The sequence below is a fragment of the Buchnera aphidicola (Kurisakia onigurumii) genome, assembly GCF_039394605.1.
Lineage (GTDB): Bacteria > Pseudomonadota > Gammaproteobacteria > Enterobacterales > Enterobacteriaceae > Buchnera_I > Buchnera_I aphidicola_B.
Genome location: NZ_CP135033.1, coordinates 40470 through 56538 on the forward strand (window position 1 = coordinate 40470; position 16069 = coordinate 56538).

Annotated in this window: 14 protein-coding genes and 4 tRNA genes; 6 read left to right on the forward strand and 12 right to left on the reverse strand. The window is 21.5% G+C overall.

The window, feature by feature from the left end; genetic code table 11:
* Positions 1–52: 52 nt before the first annotated feature.
* The 9 genes from rplJ to RJU59_RS00200 form a co-directional block, all read right to left on the reverse strand.
* Positions 53–547 carry a 50S ribosomal protein L10 gene (gene rplJ / locus RJU59_RS00160; RefSeq protein ID WP_343128637.1) on the reverse strand — a complete coding sequence of 165 codons (495 nt, stop codon included), beginning with the start codon at positions 545–547 and terminating at the stop codon, positions 53–55.
* 275 nt (positions 548–822) lie between these two features.
* The gene (gene rplA, locus RJU59_RS00165) at positions 823–1533 is read right to left on the reverse strand and encodes a 50S ribosomal protein L1 (RefSeq protein WP_343155173.1); all 711 of its coding nucleotides are present in this window, start codon (positions 1531–1533) and stop codon (positions 823–825) included.
* Positions 1520–1966 carry a 50S ribosomal protein L11 gene (gene rplK / locus RJU59_RS00170; protein ID WP_343128639.1) on the reverse strand — a complete coding sequence of 149 codons (447 nt, stop codon included), beginning with the start codon at positions 1964–1966 and terminating at the stop codon, positions 1520–1522. Before rplK ends, rplA begins: the two co-directional genes overlap by 14 nt.
* Before the next feature lie 40 nt (positions 1967–2006).
* Positions 2007–2546: a transcription termination/antitermination protein NusG gene (gene nusG, locus RJU59_RS00175; RefSeq protein WP_343128640.1), complete on the reverse strand. Its 540-nt coding sequence runs from the start codon at positions 2544–2546 to the stop codon at positions 2007–2009.
* Positions 2547–2551: 5 nt separating this feature from the next.
* A complete protein-coding gene (secE, locus tag RJU59_RS00180) occupies positions 2552–2929 on the reverse strand; it encodes a preprotein translocase subunit SecE (protein WP_343128641.1) in 378 nt (125 codons plus the stop codon).
* Between the two features lie 411 nt (positions 2930–3340).
* Positions 3341–3414, reverse strand: a tRNA-Thr gene (locus RJU59_RS00185).
* A gap of 61 nt (positions 3415–3475) precedes the next feature.
* A tRNA-Gly gene (locus RJU59_RS00190) sits at positions 3476–3547 on the reverse strand.
* Positions 3548–3574: 27 nt separating this feature from the next.
* Positions 3575–3656: transfer RNA gene (locus RJU59_RS00195), tRNA-Tyr, on the reverse strand.
* 22 nt (positions 3657–3678) lie between these two features.
* Positions 3679–3751: transfer RNA gene (locus RJU59_RS00200), tRNA-Thr, on the reverse strand.
* A gap of 521 nt (positions 3752–4272) precedes the next feature.
* Between RJU59_RS00200 and metF the strand changes: the two genes are divergently transcribed.
* From metF to cysE, 4 genes are all read left to right on the forward strand, one after another.
* Positions 4273–5139: a methylenetetrahydrofolate reductase gene (metF, locus tag RJU59_RS00205; protein WP_343155174.1), complete on the forward strand. Its 867-nt coding sequence runs from the start codon at positions 4273–4275 to the stop codon at positions 5137–5139.
* Between the two features lie 143 nt (positions 5140–5282).
* Positions 5283–6476 (forward strand): argininosuccinate synthase, encoded by a 1194-nt coding sequence (locus tag RJU59_RS00210; protein WP_428994327.1) that lies wholly within the window; start codon positions 5283–5285, stop codon positions 6474–6476.
* A gap of 57 nt (positions 6477–6533) precedes the next feature.
* Entirely contained in the window at positions 6534–7931 is a 1398-nt protein-coding gene (gene argH / locus RJU59_RS00215; protein WP_343155175.1) for an argininosuccinate lyase, read from the forward strand.
* A gap of 157 nt (positions 7932–8088) precedes the next feature.
* Positions 8089–8832, forward strand: coding sequence for a serine O-acetyltransferase (gene cysE / locus RJU59_RS00220; protein WP_343128644.1), 744 nt, complete (start codon positions 8089–8091; stop codon positions 8830–8832).
* A 193-nt stretch (positions 8833–9025) separates the two neighbouring features.
* On the opposite strand, the gene rpoD is transcribed toward cysE, so the two are convergent.
* The 3 genes from rpoD to rpsU all read right to left on the reverse strand — a co-directional run bounded on the left by rpoD (position 9026) and on the right by rpsU (position 13058).
* The gene (rpoD, locus tag RJU59_RS00225) at positions 9026–10861 is read right to left on the reverse strand and encodes an RNA polymerase sigma factor RpoD (protein WP_343155176.1); all 1836 of its coding nucleotides are present in this window, start codon (positions 10859–10861) and stop codon (positions 9026–9028) included.
* 129 nt (positions 10862–10990) lie between these two features.
* Positions 10991–12739: a DNA primase gene (gene dnaG, locus RJU59_RS00230; protein WP_343155177.1), complete on the reverse strand. Its 1749-nt coding sequence runs from the start codon at positions 12737–12739 to the stop codon at positions 10991–10993.
* A gap of 103 nt (positions 12740–12842) precedes the next feature.
* Positions 12843–13058 (reverse strand): 30S ribosomal protein S21, encoded by a 216-nt coding sequence (gene rpsU, locus RJU59_RS00235; protein ID WP_343128647.1) that lies wholly within the window; start codon positions 13056–13058, stop codon positions 12843–12845.
* Positions 13059–13220: 162 nt separating this feature from the next.
* Between rpsU and tsaD the strand changes: the two genes are divergently transcribed.
* Together tsaD and RJU59_RS00245 are read left to right on the forward strand one after the other, a co-directional pair.
* Positions 13221–14246, forward strand: coding sequence for a tRNA (adenosine(37)-N6)-threonylcarbamoyltransferase complex transferase subunit TsaD (gene tsaD / locus RJU59_RS00240; protein ID WP_343128648.1), 1026 nt, complete (start codon positions 13221–13223; stop codon positions 14244–14246).
* Between the two features lie 473 nt (positions 14247–14719).
* Positions 14720–15949: a tRNA CCA-pyrophosphorylase gene (locus RJU59_RS00245; protein WP_343155178.1), complete on the forward strand. Its 1230-nt coding sequence runs from the start codon at positions 14720–14722 to the stop codon at positions 15947–15949.
* The last annotated feature ends 120 nt before the right edge of the window (positions 15950–16069 follow it).

Here is a 16069-nt window from a genome sequence, read left to right on the forward strand (position 1 = left end):
CCATAAAAATTTTATATGAAAAATATTCTAATATTTTTGATAAAAAAAATTATTATTTTTTTTTTGTATTCTTTAGAAGAGATAAAACACGAAGTAATTTTCCTATTGAAGCTTCTTGTATTAAAAATATAAAACGTGATATTGCTTCTTTATAAGTAGGCATTACAGCAAGATTATCTATTTCTATCATTGAAAGAATTTTTCCTTCAAAAACAGCATTATTTATTTTTATACCATTATTATTTTTTTCAAATTTTTTTAATATTCTTACTGCACTTCCCGGATGATCTAAAGAAAAAGCAGTTAAAATAGGTCCTGTAATTTTTTTTTTTATACATTCAAAAGATGTTTTAGATAATGATCTTTTTAATAAAGTATTACGTACTACATGAATATTTACTTTATTTTCTCTTGCTTCCTTGCGTAAATTATTAATTGTATTAACTGAAGCTCCTTTAATTATTACAGTAGTTAAAGATAAAGCAGAATTAGCTATAAGATTAATTTTAGATATAATTTTTTCTTTATCTTGTTTTTTTAATATCATATTTAATAAATTCCTAATTTACACATACATTTATTTTGTAATGAAAATGTTTTATATTCAAAAATATTTAAAAATTAAAAAAAAAAAAAATAATTTTTTATTAAATTTAAAATATTATTTAAATTAAAATGTAATAATATAAAAAAATAAAAAATAATAAACATTTATTTAATACAAAAATTATTTAATACGAAATATTTTTCACGAATATAAAAATTACGATGTGTTTTTTTATTGTAAATTATTTTTATTTTTTCGTAAAGACAAAAAATATCTTATTTCTTGACAGAATTTAAACTATCTTGATCTAATATTATAGATATACCCATAGTTGAAGAAAAAATAATTTTTTTTAAAAAAATTCCTTTTGATTTACTAGGTTTATTTTTTCGTACAGAATCAATTAAAGCATATAAATTTTCTTGAATTTGTTTAATTGAAAATTTAGATTTTCCGATAGAACAATTTAATATTCCATTTTTATCATTTTTATATTGAATTAATCCACATTTTGCATTTTTTACTGCTTTATAAATATTTTTGGTAACAGTTCCTAATTTAGGATTAGGCATAATTCCACGTGGTCCTAAAAAGGATCCTAATGTACTTACTATTTTCATAGATTCAGGAGTAGCTATAATAACATCAAATATTTTTTTTTCTTTTTTAATCTTATTAGCTAAATCTTCTAACCCAATTGCATCTGCCTCTGCATTTTTAGCTTCTTCAATTTGTAAGATATCTCCAGTAAAAACTGCAACAGATATTTTTCTTCCTAAACCATGCGGTAATGTTATGGAACCTCTAACATTCTGATCAGATTTTTTGGGATCAATTCCTAAATGTAAAGATACATCAAAACTTTCATCAAATTTTGCAGTAGATGTTTTTTTTATAATGCTAATTGCTTCTAATAATGTATATTGTTTATTATATTTATGTTCTTTATGTAATTGTTTTATTCTTTTACTATTATTTTTTTTCATTATTCATATTCTCGATTTCTATCCCCATGGATCTTGCAGTACCTTTTATAGAAGAAATTATTTTTTTTAAGTTAGATCCTGTCATATCTGCTAATTTAATTTTTGCTATTTCCTGTAATTGCTTTTGTGTTACTGTTCCTATTTTTTTTTCTTTCGCATGACTAGATCCAGATTTTACATTAATTGCTTTTTTCAACAATATTGAAGCAGGAGTTGTTTTAGTAATAAATGTAAAACTTTTATCAGCATACACAGTAATAATAGTTGGAACAGGTAAACCTTTTTCTATATTTTTAGTATGTAAATTAAATTGTTTACAAAAATCCATAATATTCAAACCTTTCTGTCCTAAAGCCGGTCCTATAGGAGGACTAGGATTTGCATTTCCTGCGGATACCTGTAATTTAATAAAACCTGTTATTTTTTTTTTCATATTTTTTCCTAATATATTAATCTGTTAATAAAAAATTTTATTAATTTTTTTCTACTTGTGAAAAATCTAATTCTACAGGAGTAGAACGTCCAAATATAGAAACAGAAACAGTTAACCTGTTTTTTTCATAATCAATAGATTCTACTACTCCGTGAAAATCTGAAAAAGGACCATCGTTAACACGAACTACTTCCCCAGGATCAAATAAGGTTTTTGGTCTTGGTTTATTTTCTGATTTTTTCAACCTATTCATAATATCATTTACTTCTTTCTCACTTAAAGGAGAAGGTTTATCAGATGTACCTCCTATAAAACTCATTACATGTGGTATATTTCGAATTAAATGCCAATTTTCATTATTCATAATCATATTTATCAAAATATAACCTGGAAAAAATTTTTGTTCACTTTTTTTTCTTTGTCCTTTTTTAATTTCAATTACTTCTTCAGCTGGTACCATGACTTCACCAAAAATTTCTTCCATATTATTTTTTTTTATATATTCTCGTATTGATTCAGCAATACGACTTTCAAAACCAGAAAATGCTTGTAATACATACCATTTTTTTTTTTTTACCATATATTTTATATCCTTAGTTTTATTATATAAGATATAATATTAAATATTATACGATCTAATATCCATAGTATCATTGAAGCAATAATTATCATAAAAATTACTACTATAGTAGTTTGAAAAGTATATTTATGATTAGGAAAAACAACTTTTTTACTTTCGTATTTTATTTCTTGCAAAAAACTTAAAAATCTTATTCCTAAATTTGTTAAAGAAAATATATAAACTATAAAAATAATCAAAATAATATTGCACATATTTCTATATAAATTATTTTTTATATAAAAATAAGAAAAAAAAGTTAACGCTATTAAATAAATAATGTAATTTTTTTTATTGAAAAAAAAATCAAAATATTTTTTTTTAAATTTATTTTTTTTCTTCATATTTTTCTCTTTAAAATTTTTATACAGATTTAAAAATTTTTATATACATAAATTAAATATACAAAAAATAAAAAATGGTATTATATTTTTATATTTTATATAATATTTAATTGAATATTTCAAAAATAAGTATTTTTTTTAAATTAAAAATATTATTTTAACATTTGTAAAAAATAATATTTTAAAAAAATTTTAAATAAATTATTTTTAATAATGAGTATTATTATTTCAATCATATATTATATATTATAATAATAAATTTAGGAAATATTACGAAATGAACATTTAATGAAAATAATATTAATTATATATTTACATAGTAATAAATATTTTTTTTATAAATGTCGAATATACAAGGATTGTATTAGAATTGATCTAAAAAATTAAAAATTTTTATATAAATATTTTATTTGCTGATACCCAGATTTGAACTGGGGACCTCACCCTTACCAAGGGTGTGCTCTAACCTTCTGAGCCATATCAGCTTTATTTAATAAATATTAATAATATTATAAAATTTTATTTATTAAATACAATTAATTTTTTAGCGGACAGCGGGAATCGAACCCGCATTATTAGCTTGGAAGGCTAAAGTAATAACCATTATACGATGTCCGCGTAAAAAAAATAAATCGTATAATTTTTTGGTGGGAGAAGGATTCGAACCTTCGAAGTCAATGACGGCAGATTTACAGTCTGCTCCCTTTAGCCACTCGGGAATCCCACCATATATTTTTATATTGAATTTTTGCCGGTTACCGGAATCGAACTGGTGACCTACTGATTACAAGTCAGTTGCTCTGCCTGCTGAGCTAAACCGGCATTTATTTTTTTTAAATTTACATTATATATATTTAAAATTTTATTTTTTAAGATTATACTATATTTTATATTTTTTCAAGAAAAGTTTAATACTTTATTTAAAATGATTTATTTTTTTTAGAATTAAAAATCACAAAAATAAAAATTATCACAATATTTTAAATAATATTTTATTTTTCATAAAAAATAATTTTAAAAAAATATTTATTTATATGAAAGTAAAAAATAATTAAAATCATAAAATATATTAAATTTCAAAATAATAAAATTATATTTTTTAATTTTACATACTATTTTTATATATTCATTTCATTTCAATATAATTTAATAAATAAATAAATTAAAAATTTAATTAACATATTTATCAAAATAACAAAAATAATATGCATATACATTATTTAATAATAGTATTTTCAAAATTTTTTTAAGCTAATTTTTATAAATAAATAAAATTTTTATTTAAAATATAAAAATATATAATCTATAAAATAATTATCTAATATAAATTAAGGAAAATTTTTGTGATTAAAAATAATATAATAAAATTAAAAAAACCGATTGATAAAAAAAAAATTCATTTTTCTTTTGAATTTTTTCCTCCTAAAGATAAAAAAGATGATTTTCAATTAAATAACACTGCTTTCCAATTGTCACAATTAAAACCTAATTTTTTTTCTGTCACACATGGTGCTAATAACGGAGAAACAAATAGAACTTACAATGTAGTTAAAACATTACAAACAAATACTAAAATAATCACAGCTGCTCATTTAACATGTATTAACTATTCCAAAAATACATTAAAAAAAATAGCAAGAAAATATTGGAAAAATGGTATTACTAGAATTGTTGCATTACGAGGCGATATACCTAATAATAATATAAAACCCAACATTTATGCATTAAATTTAGTTAAATTATTAAAAAAAATAGCTAACTTTGATATTTCAGTTGCCGCATATCCTGAAGTACATCCAGAAGCTATTAATGCACAAGAAGATTTAATATATTTAAAAAAAAAAATGGAAGCTGGCGCAAATAGAGCTATTACTCAATTTTTTTTTGATACAAATAAATATTTAAAATTTAGAGATAAATGTGAAAAAATAGGTATCAAAAAAGAAATTATACCTGGTATATTACCAGTTTCTAATTCTATTCAACTATATAAATTTTCTCAATTAACCAATGTACATATTCCTAAATTTATACATAATTTATTTCAAAACCAAAAAAATCCTGAAACTGGAAAAATAACTGGTGCAATTTTAGCTACTGATATGATTAATAAATTAAAAAAAGAAGGAGTACAAAAATTTCATTTTTATACATTAAATAAATCAGACATTATTTATAATATTTGTAAAATTATAAAGTACTATGAATAATTTTTTTATAATTAAAAATTAATATATTAAATAAATATATCGAAAAATAATAATTTATAATTAATAAATTTATAATAAATCGATATTTAAAAAACTTTTTATATAAAAAATATATTAAAAAAAATGGGAAAATAAAAAATAATATGAAAACTGTAGTATTAGCATATTCTGGAGGTCTAGACACTTCAGTAATCATACCTTGGATTAAAGAAAAATATCAATTAGAAGTAATTGCTTTTGTCGCAAACATAGGACAAAAAAATCAAGATTTTTCAAAAGTAAAAGAAAACGCATTAAAATCTGGAGCTAAAGAATGTATTGTTGTAGATTTACAAGAAAAATTTGTTAAAAAATATATATATCCTTTACTACAAATAGGATCTATGTATGAAAATAATTATTTGTTAGGAACAGCAATATCAAGACCTATTATAGCTAAAACACAAACTGAAATAGCTTTAAAAAAAGGAGCCTTTGCATTATGCCATGGAGCAACAGGAAAAGGAAATGATCAAGTGCGATTTGAAAGTGCATATGCAGCGCTTGCTCCAAATTTACAAATAATTGCACCTTGGAGAATTTGGAACTTTAATTCTAGACAAGATTTATTACAATATATTCATAAAAAAAATATCTCAATAGAAGTAACCTTAGAGAAAATGTATAGTAGAGATGAAAATATTTTTCATTTATCTACTGAAGGTGGAGTTTTAGAAAATCCATGGAATGCATCTAAACCAGATTGTTGGGAATGGATAAATGAATTAAACAATACACCTGATAAACCTGAAGAAATAACATTACATATCAATCAAGGAATAATTACTCATATTAATGAAAAAAAAGTATCTATACTTCAATCCTTATCAATATTAAATAAAATAGGTTCCAAACATGGAATTGGTCGTATTGATATAGTAGAAAATAGATTAATAGGAATAAAATCTAGAGGTTGTTACGAAACACCAGGTGGAACAATAATATACACAGTTTTACGAGAATTAGAACAACTAGTATTAGATAAAGAAAGCACAAAATGGAAAAAACAAATTTCGTTAGAAATGGCATACGTAATATATGAAGGACGTTGGTTTACTCCTATTCGTATTTCATTACAAAATGCAATAAGTATATATAAAAAATTACTGACAGGAATTGTTGTTCTAAATTTATATAAAGGTAATATTATTGTTTTAAAAAAACAATCATGTAATTCATTATATTCACAAGAATATGCTACTTTTGAAAAAGATAAAATTTATAACCATTCTGACGCTTCAGGATTTATTAAATTATTTTCCTTATCATCAAAAATTAGAGCATTATATAAAAAATAAAAATTTAATTAATATATTAAAAATATTATAATACAAAGAATATTAATAGAGGTTTTTATGTCACTATGGGGTGGTAGATTTAAAAAAAATATCAATCAAGATTTTGAAAAATTTAATAAATCTTTACATATCGATTATATTTTAATAAAAGAAGATATCATAACTTCTATAGCTTGGTCTAAATCATTATTACAAGCAAAAATTATTTCACATCAAGAACAAATAAAAATAGAAGAAGAATTAAATAAATTGCTTGTCATTACCAATAAAAATCCTAAAAAAATACTATGTAGTAAAGAAGAAGATATACATTCATGGGTAGAAAATCGTTTAGTTGAAAATATAGGACCAGTAGGAAAAAAAATTCATACTGGTAGAAGTAGAAACGATCAAATAACTACAGATCTTAAAATATGGTGTAAAAAAAATATAAAAAAAATATATTGTTCAATTATACAATTTCAAGAAAAATTAGTTAAAATAGCAGAAAAAAATTCTAATACTATCATGTCTGGTTATACTCATTTACAAAGAGCTCAACCAATTATTTTTGGTCATTGGTGTTTAGCATATTATGAAATGATGCAACGTGATAAAAGCAGATTACAAGATTCTTTTAGTCGATTAAATACTTGTCCTTTAGGATCAGGAGCTCTTGCTGGAAATAGTTGGAATATAGATAGAATGACATTATCAAAAAATTTAAATTTTTTAGAACCTACAAAAAATAGTTTAGATAGTGTTTCAGACAGAGACTATGTAATAGATATTGTATCTGCTGCATCTATTAGTATGTTGCATTTATCTCGATTTGCAGAAGATCTTATTTTCTTTTCTTCTGGAGAATCCAAATTTATTGAATTAGACGATGAAATATCTTCAGGATCATCTCTTATGCCTCAAAAAAAAAATCCGGATATATTAGAAATAATTCGATCAAAATGCGGAAAAATATATGGATTATTAATAAATATATTAGTAATATTTAAAGGTTTACCTTTATCTTATAATAAAGATATGCAAGAAGATAAAGAAATTTTATTTAATACCATTCATACTTGGAATAGTTGTATTAAAATGTCTTCTTTAACAATTAAAAAAATTAAAATAAATAAAAAAAAATGTTTATTAGCATCTAAATCTGATTATTCTAATGCAACAGAACTAGCTAATTATTTAGTTACAAAAGGAATTCCTTTCAGAGAATCTCACAATATTACTGGAAATATTGTATTATATGCAATAAAAAATCGATCTTCTCTAGAGAATTTAAAAATTTCTGATTTTAAAAAATATCATTCATTAATTGAAAATGATGTTTATGATTTTCTTAAAATAGAAAAAATAATAGAAAAATATAATTCTTATGGAGGAACTTCAATAAATCAAGTAAAAAAATCTATAAAACAAGCAAAAAAAGAAATTTTAAAATCAAAAAAATTAAAATTCACATAAAAAATTTAATTATTTAAACAAATTTAAATTTATATAGAATATAAAAAAATGTGTATTTCATTTTTTTAATGAATTATATTTTAAAAAATTAAAATTTAATATATTAATTACAATTTTATTTTTGATATTTTTATTAATTATTTGTTAGGAGAATGAAGTGATTGCTAAAAAAGTACATAACATATGGAAAATAATAAACAAAGAAGTTCAAATGAATTTTAAAAAAGAAAAAGAACTAAAAAATTTTTATAAAAAAAATATATTTGAACATCAAAATATTTTTCAATCATTAGTACATATACTAGCTATTAAATTACAAACACCGACAATAAATTATAAGAATATTAAAAATATAATATTTTCATTAAAAAAATATCATGCAAATTTTCAAAAATCTATACAAAAAGATTTAATACAAATATTTAAAAAAGATCCTGTAGTAAAAAATTTTTATATCCCTTTTTTATATTTTAAAGGATTCCATGCATTACAAGCATATCGAATTAGTCATTATTTATGGAAAGAAAATAGAAAATCCTTAGCATTGTTTTTACAAAATCAAATTTCTATAATTTTTTCTGTTGATATTCATCCTGCGGCTAAAATAGGAAATGGAATTATATTAGATCATGCTACCGGAATTGTAATTGGAGAAACTGCTATTGTGGAAGATAATGTTTCTATATTTCATTCTGTAACTTTAGGAGGTAAAAAATATATTTTAGGAGATCGTCACCCTAAAATTAGACAAGGTGTAATAATAGGAGCTGGTGCAAAAATAATAGGAAATATAGAAATTGGTTTTATGTCTAAAATCGGTGCTGGTTCAGTAGTATTAACTGGAATTCCTCCTTTTTCTATAGCAGTTGGAGTACCTGCAAAAATTATACGAAAAAAATAAAAAATATATATATATAAAAAATAATTTAATAATATCAATTATTAAAAAATTTTTTCATATATAAATTTTTATACATTAAACTAAAAATATTAAATAATTAAACACCCTTCTATTTTTTTTAGAAGAATTATAAATATAAAAAAAACAGAAGGGATAAATCGATAATTTTAAATATTAAAAATTTTTATTATAATTAATCATCTAAAAAACTTTTTAATACTTCTGAACGACTAGGATGTCGCAATTTTCTAAGTGCTTTTGCTTCGATTTGTCGAATACGTTCTCTCGTAACATCAAATTGCTTTCCTACTTCTTCTAAAGTATGATCAGTATTCATATCAATTCCAAAACGCATTCGCAATACTTTAGCTTCTCGAGCGGTTAAACCTGATAAAACTTCATTTGTAGCTGATCGTAAACTTTCAGAAGTAGCAGAATCTAAAGGAAGTTCAAGAGAAGTGTCTTCTATAAAATCACCTAAATGCGATTCTTCATCATCTCCAATTGGAGTTTCCATTGATATAGGTTCTTTTGCAATTTTTAATACTTTGCGTATTTTTTCTTCCGAGATTAACATTTTTTGTGCAAGTTCTTCTGGAGTAGGTTCTCTACCAATTTCCTGTAATATTTGACGAGAAATTCGATTTAACTTGTTAATTGTTTCAATCATATGAACTGGAATTCTAATTGTTCTAGCTTGATCAGCAATGGAACGAGTAATAGCTTGTCTAATCCACCAAGTCGCATAAGTAGAAAATTTATAACCTCTTCGATATTCAAATTTATCTACAGCTTTCATTAAACCTATATTTCCTTCTTGTATTAAATCCAAAAACTGCAAACCACGATTTGTATATTTTTTAGCAATAGATATCACTAACCTTAAATTTGCTTCAACCATTTCTTTTTTTGCTCTACGAGCTTTTGCTTCTCCTATAAATATTCTTCTATTAATATCTTTAATTTGTTCAATAGTTAATCCTGTATATTTTTCTATTTTATGCAATTTATCTATTTGTTTTTCAATTTTTTTTTTGTATTTCAAAAGTTTTTCAGACCAATTTTTTTTCATTGCAATAGATATATACAACCATTTCGTATTTTTTCTTTTTATAAAAAATTTTAAAAAAATTTTTTTTGGCATTTTACAATCTTCTACACAAATATTAAAAATATTTCTTTCTATTTTTCTAATTTTTTCAATAATTAACCTCATATTATTAATTATATAATCAAATTGTTTAGGAACTAATCTAAATTGTTTGAATATTTTAGACAATTTCTTTATAGCTTGAATAGAATCAATATGATTTCTTTTTTTCGTTAAAATAATTTTTTGTGTAATAAAATACTGATTTTTTAAACATAAAAATTTTTCTTTTGCAATTATAGGATCGATACTATTATCTTCTTCATTATTATTATCAACGTCTGATAAATCTTCATCATTTTTTTTATTTTCTTCTAATAAAATAGAATTATTAGATAAAGGGTATAACATTTCTTTTATATTAGAATCTACAAAACCAATAATAATTTCAGATAATCGTATTTCATTTAATTCTACTTTTTTATATTGTTCTAAAAGATATATTATAGCTTCAGGGTACTCTGCAACAGAAGATTGAACTTGATTAATACCTTCTTCAATTCTTTTTGCTATATTAATTTCTCCTTCTCTGGTCAATAATTCTACACTACCCATTTCACGCATGTACATTCGTACAGGATCTGTTGTTCTACCTAAATCAGATTCTACAGTAGATAATACTTGTGTAGCTACTTCAATAGGATCATCATCAGTATTCGTGATTTTATCATTTTCATTTAGTATTAAATCATCAGGATTAGGAGGTCTTTCTACTACTTGTATGCCCATATCATTAATCATTTGAATAATATCTTCTATCTGTTCTGAATCTATAACACTTTCTGGTAAATGATCGTTAACTTCAGAATAAGTTAAATATCCTTGTTCTTTACCTTGTATTACAAGTAGTTTTAATTGAGATTGCGAGTTTTGTTCCATAAATACAGTATCCACCCACATTTTTACATGAATTAAATATTAAATTAAATAATTTAAAAAAAATTTTATTATTTTATATAAAAATTTTTAAAAATATCACAAATTTATTTTTAAAAAAAATATAAAAATCTATATTTTGGATAATTCTTTATTTATTTCCCATAATTTAATTTTTTCATTTTTATTTAATCCTTGAGAACGTTCTTTAAAAATTAAATTTTCATATGTATGTTCTAATATTATTTTTTTTAAATTTTTTACCGAATCTATAAAAACATATTTTTTTTTCTTTTCATCTATCATATGATTCCATTTTGCAATTTTTTTTACAACATTAAATTGATTGGATTTTCTATAATATTCAATTAATTGAGCAGTATTCATTATGGAATAATTTATACATATTTTAACTAAATTTAAAAAAAAATATAATCCTGGTATTTTTATAGTATGTTTTATATCTGGAATATGAGATATTAATTTTACAAAAATAGGATTTTGTATTAATAGTCCAATTAAAAAACGCATTGTTGTATTTCTTAATTTATTTGTTTTTTTTAAAAAAATATTATTTTTTTTAATATTGATTCGTTTATCTAAATAATAAGATTCTAAAATTCCTATTTTTTCTCCTAAATATTTTTTTAAAAGATTTTTAGTTGTTTTACTAGGAATTTGAGAAATCAAAGGTAATGCTTTCACAATTAATTTACTTCTTTCATCGATACAAGTTAAATTAATATCTTTTAAAAGAATATAAAACAAAAATTTTGACAATGGAGTAGCATTTACAATTAATTTTTCAAAATATTTTTTTCCTTTTTTATGAATAATACTATCAGGATCTTCTCCTTTTGGTAAAAAAATAAATTTTACTGTTTTACCATCAACAATATAAGGTAAAGTCATTTTTAACGACCTCCATGATGCTATATTTCCAGCATGATCTCCATCATAACAATAGATTACATTATCTGTTTCTCTAAATAACATTTGAATATGATATATAGAAATAAAAGATCCTAAGGTAGATACAACATAACGAATATTGAATTCTGATAAAGTAAGAACATCAATATATCCTTCAACTACTAGTAACCAAGGAATATTTTTATATTTTTTTTTAATTTCGTATAAACCATATAAAATTTTTTTTTTATTAAATAATATTGTATCAGGAGAATTAATATATTTTGGATTAACATTTGTTAATCTTCTACCTCCAAAACCAATAACTCGACCTATTGAATCTCTTATAGGAAAAGTAATTCTTTTACTAAAACGATCAAAAAAATTTTCTTTTTTTTGAATCAATACACCAGATTTTATAAAATAACTAATTTTTTTTTTATCTGATAAAATTAATTTTTTTTTAAAATTTTCTGAATAATTATCTGAATATCCAATAGCATATCTATTAATGGTATCTTCTGTAATACCTCTTTTTTTTAAATAAATTAAAGAAAAATTATATTTTTGAAAAAATAAATTTTTACTGTATATTACAGATATTTTATTCAATAATTGATATAAATGAATTTTTTTATCATATTTTTTTTTGGCGGTATTAAAAAATTTAAAATAAGTATCTATTACACCGTTAATATTAGACAATTCTTCTATTGTATCTAAAAATTTTAAATTATTAAAATTCATTAAAAAATCAATTACATTACCATGTGCAGTACATCCAAAACAATAATAAAATTGTTTTTTTTCATTTACAGTAAAAGATGGTGTTTTTTCATGATGAAAAGGACAACAAGATAAATAATTATTTCCTTTTTTTGTTAAATGAATATAATTATTAATTAAATCAACAATATTTGTTTTATGTAATAACTCATTAATAAATTCTTGTGGTATTTTTCCTGTCATATACCTGATTCATGTTCATGAAAAAATTAATTAAGACCGAACTGCTAAAAATATAGATCGGTCATTTATATATAAAATTGTTATATTTTAAAAATAATATAAATTAATATAGACGTGTTCTTTTAGAATAATCTCTAGAAATTTTTTTTGCTAATCTTTTAATTGCAGAAGCTTTAGCTCTTTTTCTTTCCGTAGTTGGTTTCTCATAAAATTCTCTCCTACGAATTTCAGCTAAAATTCCTGCTTTTTCACATGCTCGTTTAAATCTTCGCAAAGCAACATCAAAAGGTTCATTTTCTCTAACTTGAATAATAGGCATTATAAAACAGTTCCTTTTGTAAATTTATAAAAATTTTATTAGAATATATACTTTATATATTTTAATATATATTTAATAAAACACATAATATTATATAAAAAAATTAAATTTTTTTATATAAAAACAATATATTTATATTTATTTTAAATTTAGGTTAAAAAAATGCAAGTATTAGGTATTGAAACTTCCTGTGATGAAACAGGAGTAGCAATCTATCATAAAAATCTTGGTCTATTATCCAATCAATTACATTCTCAATCTTACTTACATGATAATTATGGAGGAATAGTACCAGAATTAGCTGCTAGAAATCATGTAATAAAAATAATACCATTAATTAAACAATCTTTAAAAGAATCTAAAATTAAACTATCCGAATTAAATGGAATCGCATATACTGCTGGACCTGGTTTATCAAGTTCATTATTAGTTGGAGCAGGGATAGGAAGTGCTTTATCATTTGCATTAAATATTCCCAATATATTAGTTCATCATATGGAAGCTCATTTACTTTCTTTTGCGATCAATACAAAAAAAAATATTTCACATTTTTTTCCGTTTCTTGCATTATTAGTTTCTGGAGGTCATACCCAATTAATATATGCTAAAAATTTAGGAGAATATACTATTTTAGGAGAAACAGTAGATGATGCAGCTGGTGAAGTAATTGATAAAATAGCAAAATTACTAAAAACCAATATACCTGGAGGTTTAGGTTTATATAAATTAGCACAAACAGGAAACCCAAATAAATTTAATTTTCCAAGACCTATGACTAAAACAACAGGATTAAATTTTAGTTTTTCTGGATTAAAAACTGCTGTGAAAAATACTATTAAAAAAATGAATAATAAAACAGATGCAAAAAACATAGCTGCTTCTTTTCAAGAAGCTATTATTGATACATTAATTATAAAATGTATTAGAGCTATTAAAATAACAAATTTAAAAAAAATTATTATTTCTGGAGGAGTAAGTTCAAATATTTTATTAAGAAATAAAATTAATAAAGTAATGAAAAATATAGGTGTAAAATCTTATTTTACAGATATAAATTTTTGTACTGATAATGCTGCTATGATTGCATATACTGGATTATTAAGATTAAAAGGAGGATTTTTTTCTTCCGCTAAAACAAAAATTTTACCTAAATGGAAAATATCTGATTTAAAAAAAATTAAAATATAATTTTAAAATTATTTTATTATATATTTTATTTTAATAAAAATAAATATTTTATTATATTTTTAATACAAAATATAATCTAAATAAAAATGAATTTTTTATACAATAAATAAAAATACTATTTTTTAATGTAAAAATATAAAAATTTTTTATAAAAAATTTATTTAATTAATTTTAAATATTAAAAAACAATTTAATATATAAATTTAATATTATATAATACATTATAAAAATTTTTTATTAAATATATAAAACAATAAATATGAATATATTAATAATATTATTTTTTTATATTAAAAATATATAATTTATTGATATCAATAAATTATATAAAAAATTTATTTTATATATCATTGTTAATTTTTTAATTCTCTTTTAAAATTATCAAATATATATATTGATTTTTTATAAATATTTATTACAATACTTTTTTTTAAAATTAATATTTTATAAAAATATTTAACAGGAAAGTGTAATTGAAAATTTATTTGGTAGGTGGTGCAGTTCGAAATAGTATTTTAAATTTACCTATTACAGATAAAGATTGGGTTGTCGTTGGAGGATATCCAGATTTTTTTTTAAAAAATAATTTTAAACAAGTAGGAAAATCTTTTCCTGTTTTTTTACATCCCCAAACCAATGAAGAATATGCATTAGCTCGAAAAGAAAAAAAAATAGGTGTAGGATATACTGGTTTTAAAATAGAATATAATTCTAATATTACACTAAAAGAAGATTTATCTAGAAGAGATTTAACTATTAATGCTATTGCTCAAGATAAAAAAGGAAATTATATTGATCCTTTCAATGGAATAAAAGATCTGAAAAATGGATTTATTCGACATATTTCTCATTCTTTTCAAGAAGATCCATTACGCATTTTAAGAGTAGCAAGATTTTCTGCAGAATTTTCACATATAGGTTTTACAGTTGCACCAGACACTATGCGTTTAATGATAAATATGGTAAAAAAAAAAGAAATACTTTATTTAGAACCTTTTAGAATATGGAAAGAAATAGAAAAAGCTATGAAAACAAAACATCCTCATGTTTTTTTTCATACTTTAGAAAGTTGTTCAGCTTTACCTTATTTATTTCCAGAATTAAATCAATTATGGAAGTTAAGTGTATCAAATTTAATTCTTTTAAACAGATTTTCCCTAAATAAAATATTATTATTTGGTTTATCTAAAATATCTCAAAAAACAAAAAGAATAGATCTACGTATTGCTTATTTATTTCTTGTTTTAAATATTTCACAAGATAATTTTGTTACAATAATAAATAAATTAAAAAATAAAAAATTTGAATTTATTTTAATTAAAAATTTTTTAAATCGAATTAAAACTCCTTTATATATCAAAAATTTAGTTCTTCATATTGTACGATATAAATACTTCTTAATAAATATAAAATTTCAATCTTCTCAATCTATAATCAATATGTTTTATTCTATAGATGCTTGGAGAAAACCAAAAATAATATCTCTATTATCAATTTTGATAAATTACTACTATAAAAATATATTTTGTCATTATGAAAAAAATAAATTATATTACCCTGGTAATTTTTTAAAAAATTCTTTTGATATTGCAAAATCTATTCCAATACATCCTATTTTAAATAAAAATTTTAAAGGAATTGAAATCAGAAAAGAATTAAACCGACAAAGAATAAAAAAAATAGAACAATGGAGAAATTTATAAAAAAATTTTATTAAAATTTTTATAATTTTATAAACATGAAAAATAATAAAACTATCTGAATGAAATAATATTCATATAAATATATATAATATTAATATGTTATAAAAACGACACCATAAT